This window comes from Fundidesulfovibrio sp., assembly GCF_058402725.1.
Genome location: NZ_JBZVFJ010000147.1, coordinates 1 through 8,061, shown reverse-complemented (window position 1 = coordinate 8,061; position 8,061 = coordinate 1). Strand labels below are relative to the sequence as shown.

Annotated in this window: 6 protein-coding genes; all 6 read right to left on the bottom strand. The window is 69.1% G+C overall.

Going from position 1 to position 8,061, the window contains the following annotated elements; genetic code table 11:
• Positions 1 to 554 (bottom strand): 3-methyl-2-oxobutanoate hydroxymethyltransferase (gene panB / locus ACV4UX_RS15560; RefSeq protein WP_491594197.1); only part of this gene is annotated, 554 nt, incomplete at its 3' end.
• Positions 555 to 805: 251 nt separating this feature from the next.
• A complete protein-coding gene (locus ACV4UX_RS15555; protein WP_491594196.1) occupies positions 806 to 1,432 on the bottom strand; it encodes a helix-turn-helix domain-containing protein in 627 nt (208 codons plus the stop codon).
• Positions 1,433 to 1,687: 255 nt separating this feature from the next.
• Positions 1,688 to 2,365 (bottom strand): LexA family transcriptional regulator, encoded by a 678-nt coding sequence (locus ACV4UX_RS15550; protein WP_491594195.1) that lies wholly within the window; start codon positions 2,363 to 2,365, stop codon positions 1,688 to 1,690.
• A gap of 440 nt (positions 2,366 to 2,805) precedes the next feature.
• Positions 2,806 to 5,151 carry a carbamoyltransferase HypF gene (gene hypF / locus ACV4UX_RS15545; protein ID WP_491594194.1) on the bottom strand — a complete coding sequence of 782 codons (2,346 nt, stop codon included), beginning with the start codon at positions 5,149 to 5,151 and terminating at the stop codon, positions 2,806 to 2,808.
• On the bottom strand, positions 5,148 to 6,080 hold the full coding sequence (locus ACV4UX_RS15540) for a DUF362 domain-containing protein (RefSeq protein WP_491594193.1): 933 nt from the start codon (positions 6,078 to 6,080) through the stop codon (positions 5,148 to 5,150). Before ACV4UX_RS15540 ends, hypF begins: the two co-directional genes overlap by 4 nt.
• A gap of 172 nt (positions 6,081 to 6,252) precedes the next feature.
• A complete protein-coding gene (gene ilvB, locus ACV4UX_RS15535) occupies positions 6,253 to 7,986 on the bottom strand; it encodes a biosynthetic-type acetolactate synthase large subunit (protein WP_491594192.1) in 1,734 nt (577 codons plus the stop codon).
• Positions 7,987 to 8,061 lie beyond the last annotated feature (75 nt).

Genomic DNA, 8,061 nt, shown 5'->3' with positions numbered 1-8,061 from the left:
CACTCCAGCACGAGGGCGAACGCTCCCGCCCGGGCCACGGCCAGGGCGTCGTCCAGGAGCCTGCGGGCGTCGGACGCCGAGCGGGCCTGCACGCGGAACCCCCCAAAAGCCGCCACGTGCTGGGGGGTAAGCCCCAGGTGCCCCACCACGGGGATGCCCGAAGCCGTCATGGCGCGCACCTGGGGGGCTATCTCCGCTCCGCCTTCCACTTTCACTGCCTGGGCCCTGCCTTCCTTGAGCATGCGCCCGGCGTTGCGCACGGCCTCGGCCACGTCGGCCTGGTAGGACATGAAGGGCATGTCCGCCACCACAAGGGCCTTGGAGGCCCCGCGCGACACGGCTTTCACGTGGTGGAGCATCTCGTCCATGGTCACGCTCAGGGTGTCGGGATGCCCGAGCACCACCATGGCCAGGGAATCGCCCACCAACAGGATGTCCGCTCCGGCGGCCTCGGCCAGGGCGGCCTGGCCCGCGTCGTAGGCGGTGATCACCACAAGCTTGCGCTCTCCCTTGGAGCGGGTCACGGACGGAACGGTGGTCTTGGAGTCCGGCATGAATCCTCCCTTGCAAGACGGGAAGGCATTCTAGCGGAAATCAGTCCGGTTGTCGCGTCCGGCGCGCCTGCCTGCCAAGGACGCCCGAAGCAAACCGTGAACCGCCGGGAGGGCCTGCGAAGTCGTAACGCCGACCACCCTGGGCGAACGCGCGTCGCAAACGCCAGGAGCAGCACCGGGCCATGCGAAGCATGCCAGGACGGCGCGGGAGAGCCGCGCGGGCCGTCCGGCCCGGGGCTTGGAGCGAGGCTCTAGGTGCTGAACATCACCCAGACGACGTGTCCCACCAGACGCTTGCGCACTTCCTGAAGAGGGAGGCGCTGGGGGGGCACACGGCCGTCTTCGGCATGCAGCTCCACGCCCTCCTGACCGGGAACGAACCGCACGGCGCGCACGGTGCGCCCCTCCAGGGGCAGGTCCACCCCGTAAAGGCCTTCAGTCATCTCGCCCCGCTCGCGCGTGTCGAGACCCACGAAGGAGTCCTTGGGAATGGTCGGGGCCATCGAGGCGTCCCGCATCTGGAAATAGACCAGCGACCGATCGGGATAGTTCAGCAGAAACGACGCGGAGCCAGAAAAGGCCGTGTCGGACGCGCCCCTGGCCGCTTGCCCCAGGAACACGGGCGGAAGCCCGTCGTAAACCCAAAGAGGGTTCAGCTTGTGCTTCTGGTAGAGCTTGAGCGCCCATTCGCCGGGGATGACCCCGCGCCGACTCGCGTCGGAGATGCTCGACTGGCAGATGCCCAGCATCTCGGCCAGACGAACCTGGGATTTGAAGCCGAGGGCTTCCCGGATGCGATCGAAACCCAGATCGAACTCGGATTTGCTTCCTTTGCGGCTTTTTTGGCCCGTATCGGCGCGGTGCGAACACAGAGGCATCAACCAGACTCCTTGGCGTTGTCTATACAGATTATTACCAAGGAGAATATTACCATCGGCTAGCCCGAAAAGCAAGCACATGCCATTGGATGTCTTGCCAAAGATGCCGAACGCCCTCGAAGCCATGCGAAAGACACCCAGCAACCCTATACGTAAAAATGCGAACAGACTACCGGAAACACACCGGCAGCCTGTTCGCCAAACCGTACGAATGGTCACATCCTGAAGCCGGAAACCAGCTTCAGGCGTCAGGGTCTAGAGTTCCTGGAGCACCCAGCAGACGCGCCCCACGATATTGCCGGCCAGGGCGGTAGCCGAAATATATTCTTCCTTGTAGGAAGGGTTCTCGCTGCGAAGAATGACCCTGTTGTTCTCGAAATCGTTGAAGAGACGGCGGATCACAAGCCCCTCGTTGGGCACGGCCACCGCGAAGATCTCGCCGGAGCGCAGCTGGCGCTGCTCCTTGCCCAGGCCCAGGTAGGCGCCGCGACGCAGCAGGGGGTCCATGTTCTGGTGCTCCATCTTGAGCACCGTGAGGCCGGGGCAAACGAAGGGCTCGGGGATGGAGATCATCTCCACCGGACGCTCCTGGAAAGAGCCGTCCTCGGCGATGACGCCCGTCATGGAACTCACGGTCACCGTGCGCGACTTGGGCTTGTCGGCGTTGTAGCCGGCGCCGGGCTCCATCACGCCCACAGGGAGGGCCATGCCCTCGCGCAGCACCTGGGGCTGGTCGCCGTTGGAAACCCAGTCGGGATTGAGGCCATGGCTGCGATACAGCTTGAGCAGCCAGTCCGCAGGGATGGACTGACGCCTTTTCGCGTCGGAAATGCTTGACTGGCGGATGCCCAGAATGGCGGCCAGATCAACCTGCGTGCGGGCGCCCGTCGCCCGTTTGATGCGCTCCAAGGCCTCGTCGAATGCATTGTACATGGTTACCTCGTGGCGCCCGGCTGGTTCCCGGCGCGCTCCGTTTTGATCAAATCGATTCTATCCGCTGGATGCGTCCACCTGGCCATCACCGAGGCGGAAACAGACTGCTTCTCTTACTCATAGCCCGCCTGAGGACCCGAAGGCCCCGCGCGTCGAACGGGCTCGCCCCCCGATCAGCGCCCTCAGGCGGCGGACCGCCCGCCTGCCGCGTGAGCCATTGCCACACGGCGTACTCTTATCTATATATAACAAACAACAAGAGGCAAGCAGAAAAGTAGGGTTTCCCTCCGTTCGCCCCGCGAAAAACACGCAACCATCCGGTTTCTTTCCACACAATCAGTCATTTTTGCCCACTCAGAGCAATTATGACACAAATCGGCAATCACTCAAACGCACATTCGAAGAAACAAGCCAATCGGACATCCGATTCCCATGCGGCATCACCCGGACACGCCTCCTCCACGCCCCTCGAGAACCCACTTGCCGAAAAGCGCTTGGCCGAGGGATATGCAACCGTCCCCGGGCGGCTCTTGATAATGCATATCCACTATCAGACCCTTCGCGTCAAGCAACTTCGGTAGCAGTGTGGACAAAGTGGCATTGAGAAAGACTCCACCGCTCAAGACAATGCGTCGAGTTCCGAGTTTTTTGCACAGACGCCATGCCCCTTCAGCCAAACCCGCGCACAGACCGAGATGGAAGCGGCGGGAGACCTGCCCCGCCGCGGCCCCCGCCAGGATATCCCGCACGGCCTGGTCGAACAGGGCCAGGGTGTCCAGAACGCCCGGGTCTCCCCCCTGGAAGGGGCATGCGTAGCCCTCGGCGCTCCCCTCAGGGAGGCCCGGCGCGGCGGCTTCCAGGCGTATGGCCGCCTGGCCTTCGTATTCCGCACGGTCGCACAGCCCGGCCAGGGCGCTCACCGCGTCGAAGAGCCTGCCGCAGCTGGTGGTCACGGGACTGTTGACGCCCTTCTCGAGCATGGCGCACACCAGCGACGCGGCCTGTGCTCGCCCCTCGATCCAGGGCAGCCCCAGGGCAAGCGGATCGCGCCCCACGGCCTGGAGGCAGGCCACGGCCATGCGCCACGGCTCGCGGATGGCCGCTTCGCCTCCAGGCAGGCGCATGGGCGCGAAGTGCCCCGCGCGGCGCATGGTCAGGTCGCGCGGGTCCACGAAGAGGAATTCCCCGCCCCAGATCGTGCCGTCGTCGCCCAGGCCCGAGCCGTCCAGGGCAAGGCCCAGCACGGGCTCGTCCAGGCGGTTGGAGGCCATTGCCGCGAAGACGTGGGCAAAGTGGTGCTGCAGGCGCGCCGCGGGCAGCCCGCTTTCCTCCAATGCCCAGCGCGAGGAAAGGTAGTCCGGGTGTTTGTCCGCCACCACCAGCTCGGGGCGGACCTGGAGCATGCCGCACAGGTGGTCGATGACCTCCCTGTGGAAACAGGACGTCTCCAGGTTGCCCATGTCGCCCACATGCTGGCTCAGGAAGGCCTGGTCGTCCTTGGTGACGCACACGGTGTTCTTGAGTTCCGGCCCCACGCCCAGGACGCTCGGCCCCTTGGAGGCCAGGAAGACCGGGCTGGGCGTCCAGCCCCTGGCCCGGCGCAGGAACTGGAGCCTGGGCTCCCCGCCTTGGGGTTTCAGGTAGCGGACCACGGAGTCGTCGGTGCGCACGAGGATGTCGCGGTCGTGCAGCAGGAAGCGGTCCGCGATGCCGCCCAGGCGGGCAAGGGCCTCGCGGTTGCCCAGGCAGAGGGGCTCGGAGCTGGCGTTGCCGCTGGTCATCACCAGGGCGGCTGGCGCGCCGCGCAGCTCCCCAAGGCGCGCCAGGAGCACGTGGTGCAGGGGCGTGTAAGGCAGCATGACGCCCAGGTCCATGGTGTCGGGCGAGACCAGCGGCGAGAGCCCCGTGCCCGGCCTCAGGCGCACCAGCACGATGGGCCGCTCGCGCCCAAGGAGCATCGCCGCCTCCTCCGACGTGGGATCGGCCAGGGCGCGCAGGGCGTCCAGATCGGCCACCATCACGGCCAGGGGCTTGCTCGGCCTGCGCTTGCGTCGGCGCAGTTCGGCCACGGCCTGATGGTCGAAGGCGTCGGCCGCCAGATGGAAGCCTCCCAGCCCCTTGAGGGCCAGGACGGCCCCCCGGGCCAGTTCCTTGGCCGCCTTGTCCACGGCCTTGCCGCCCTGGGCCAGGGCGCGCCCCTTGCGGTCGGCCAGCCAGAGGCGCGGGCCGCAGGCCGGACAGGCGTTGGGCTGGGCGTGGAAGCGCCGGTCCAGGGGGTCTTCGTATTCGGCGCGGCAGGCCTCGCAGAGGGGAAAGCAGGCCATGGAGGTCACGGAGCGGTCGTAGGGGAGGCTTCTGGTGATGGTGTAGCGCGGGCCGCAGTTGGTGCAGTTGGTGAAGGGATAGTCGCGGCGGCGTCCTGCAGGATCGGCCATGTCGGCCAGGCAGTCCGGGCAGGTGGCGATGTCAGGGCTCACGAGCACGTGATGGCCGGTCCCGGCGGCGCTTTTCAGGATGGAGAAGCCCTCCTCGCCCTCCACGGGGGGCACGCCCGCGCGGGAGTGCTCCACCACCAGGGCCAGGGGCGGCAGGGTCTCGCGGAAGCGACCTGCGAAGGATTGGAGGGCCTCGGGCGTCCCCTGAACCTCGATGACCACACCCTCGGGGGCGTTGCGCACGAAGCCCGTCACGCCCGACTCCAGGGCCAGCCGGTAGACGAAGGGCCGGAATCCCACGCCCTGCACCCGGCCCGCCACCACGTGACGCTCACGCGAAAGCCCCGTCACGAGGCCCTCCCGGAACGACCGCACGTCAGGCGCAGCCACAGGCTCCTGAGCCTGCCGCGCACGAAGCGTCCGGCGTCGAAGGCCACGGGGGCCAGTTTCCCGGGGAGAACGAAGCCGCGCGCGTCGAACTCCCCGGGGTTCCTCAGCGGGGTTTCCACGTCCGCCAGCAGGCCGCGCCTGCCCGCCTCGCGCCCCAGGGGCGTGGCGTCCGGGGGCAGCCCCAGCACGGCGTGGAGCGTCTGGTCCAGGGCCACGGGATCGGCCGCCGCGCCCAGGAGGCCCAGTTGGAAGGGCTCGCCCTTGGCCGGGCCGCGCACGTGCATGGCCGTCACGCCGTCGACAAGGCTCACCGAGGGCGGCATGGCCAGGCACACGTCCAGGAGCATGCTCTCGAAGCGGTTGCCCTTCTCTCCGTGCGTCTGGTGCGCCAGGGACTTGCGGAACCCCGTCACCGCGCCGAAGAAGTTCTTCACAGCCAGGGTGAGCAGCATCTGGTCGTGCACCTTGAAGCGTGGCACGTTGACGATGAGCTCCGCGTCCAAGGCCTGGGAGGCGGCCATCACCCGCCCTCCCAGAGTGAGCGCCACGGGCCGGGCACGGGAGAAGTTGACCACCGGCGCGCCCAGGCCCTGCAGCGCCTTGTCCAGGCCGCAGGCCCTGGCCACGATGCGCGCGGTGCCGAAGGCCGGGGAGTCGCCCACGGTGACGCGCGCCCCGCAGTCGACCAGGTAGCGGCAGACGGCGCGCACCACGGCGGGGTCGGTGCAGGCCAGCCCCGTGTAGGCCGGGGCCACCAGGTTGGGTTTCACGAGCACGCGCGTCCCCTTGGCGGGGCGGCAGCCTGCCAACTCCAGGAGGCGGCCCGTCACGGCGTCCAGATCCGGCCGACCGTAGCCCTCCATGCGTTCGAGGAAAGCTTGGCGATGCATGGGCGTTCACTACACGCCCGGCCCCGGTTCGCCAAGCCGCGCCCTCGCGGCCCCGGTGGACGCGCGGACACGCCCCCCCCCGCCCGCGTCGTCATGCGCCATCAGACCGTGCCGGACAGCCGCCGCCCCGGCCGGAGACAGGGGCTTGCGGCACGCATCCACCATGCCTGCGTCAGGCCGAAACCGCCTGTTCGACGCGTCCGTCCTCTTCGGCCAGATCCGGGCGCTCCGTGAGCATCTCACGGTTGGAGGCCCCGGGAGGCACCATGGGAAACACCATGGCCTCGGCGTCCACGCGCGCGTGCACCAGGGCCGGGCCGGGACGGGACAGGGCCTCGTCCAGGGCGCGGCTCCAGTCCCCTTCGGCATCCAGGGAAACGCCTTCGATGCCGAAGGCGCGGGCCAGGGCCGCGAAATCCGTGCCGCCCTCGAAGCGCGAGGCCGTCCGGCGGCCGCCGTAGAACAGCCGCTGCTGCTGGGAGACCAGCCCCAGGCTGCGGTTGTCCAACACCACCACCTTCACGTTGGCCCCGGTCTCGGCCAGGGTTGCCAGTTCCTGCACGTTCATCTTGAAGCTGCCGTCGCCAGAGAAGCAGACCACCTGCGCGCCCGGTTCGGCCAGGGCCGCGCCGATGGCCGCCGGGAGCCCGAAGCCCATCACGCCAAGGCCTCCCGAGGTCAGGAAACGGCCGGGACTGCGGAAGGGGAAGTCCTGGGCCACCACCATCTGGTGCTGGCCCACGTCGGTGACCACCACGGCGTCGTCGCGCAGGCGCCCCGCCACCCGGGCCACCAGTGCCCTGGCCTCGCGGGGCGGACGCGCCTCGTCGCGCCGGGCTTCGGGCAGGCGCGGCATCGGGGCGTCGTCCAGGTTCTCCACCTCGGCCAGCCAGGCGCCGCGCGCGCGGCGTTCCCCCAAGGGCAGCAGGGACTCCAGGAAATGCGCCGCGTCGGACTCCACGGCAACCTCGGTGCGTTTGATCCGGCCAAACTCCGAAGGGTCCACGTTCACATGGACGATGCGCGCGCCGGGGCAGAAGGTCTCGGGCCTGCCGGTGGCCCGGTCGTCGAAGCGGCTGCCCACGGCCAGCAGGAGGTCGCAGGCGTCCAGGGCGCGGTTGGCGCGCGCGTGGCCGTGCATGCCGTGCATGCCCAGGCAGAGGGGATGGGCGTCGGGGAGCGCGCCCAGGCCGGTGAGGGTCATGGTCACGGGGAGCGCGGCTTTCTCGGCCAGGCGCCGCGCCAGCTCGGGGGCGCGCCCGCGCGATGCGCCCCCGCCGAGGAGGAGCACCGGGCGGCGTGCGGCGTTGACGAGGGCCGCCGCGCGCGACACGTCCCAGCGCGACGGCGCGGGCCTGCCCTGCGGCTCGCCCGGGATCAGCGACAGGGCCGGAGGCGTGAAGCGCCCGGTCTGCACGTCCTTGGGAACGTCCAGGAGCACGGGGCCGGGACGTCCGCTCACGGCGGCCTCGAAGGCCTCTTCCCGCGCCTCGGGCAACTCCTGGGCCGAACGGACCATGCGGGCGTACTTGGTCAGGGGACCGGCCACGGCCACGATGTCCACCTCCTGGAAGGCCTCGGTGCCGATCTGGCCGAGGGGCACCTGGCCGGTGACGCACACCAGGGGCACGCCGTCGCGCCGGGCGTCGGCGATGGCCGTGACCAGGTTGGTGGCCCCCGGCCCGGAGGTGGCCAGGCAGACGCCCGGTCGCCCCGTGAGACGGGCCATGCCCTGGGCCATGAAGGCCGCGCCCTGCTCGTGGCGGGCCAGCACGTGGCGGATGGTTCCGCGCTGGGCCAGGGCGTCGTAGAGCGGCAGGATGGAGCCGCCGGGGATGCCCGCGACGGTTTTCACGCCCCGGCTTTCCAGGAATTGGACGATGTAGCGAGCGCCTGTGGTCTGCATGGCTGCCTCCGTGCTGTGCCTGCGGTGCGGCGGGAGGCTTGGCCTGGAAATGGAAAACCCCCGCCGGCTGTCCGC

What these genes read in the sequence shown, in the direction of transcription:
- ACV4UX_RS15555 (WP_491594196.1), bottom strand. Translation starts at nt 1,432, where the DNA reads ATGCCTCTGTGTTCGCACCGCGCCGATACGGGCCAAAAAAGCCGCAAA.
- ACV4UX_RS15550 (WP_491594195.1), bottom strand. Translation starts at nt 2,365, where the DNA reads ATGTACAATGCATTCGACGAGGCCTTGGAGCGCATCAAACGGGCGACG.
- ACV4UX_RS15540 (WP_491594193.1), bottom strand. Translation starts at nt 6,080, where the DNA reads ATGCATCGCCAAGCTTTCCTCGAACGCATGGAGGGCTACGGTCGGCCG.
- ilvB (WP_491594192.1), bottom strand. Translation starts at nt 7,986, where the DNA reads ATGCAGACCACAGGCGCTCGCTACATCGTCCAATTCCTGGAAAGCCGG.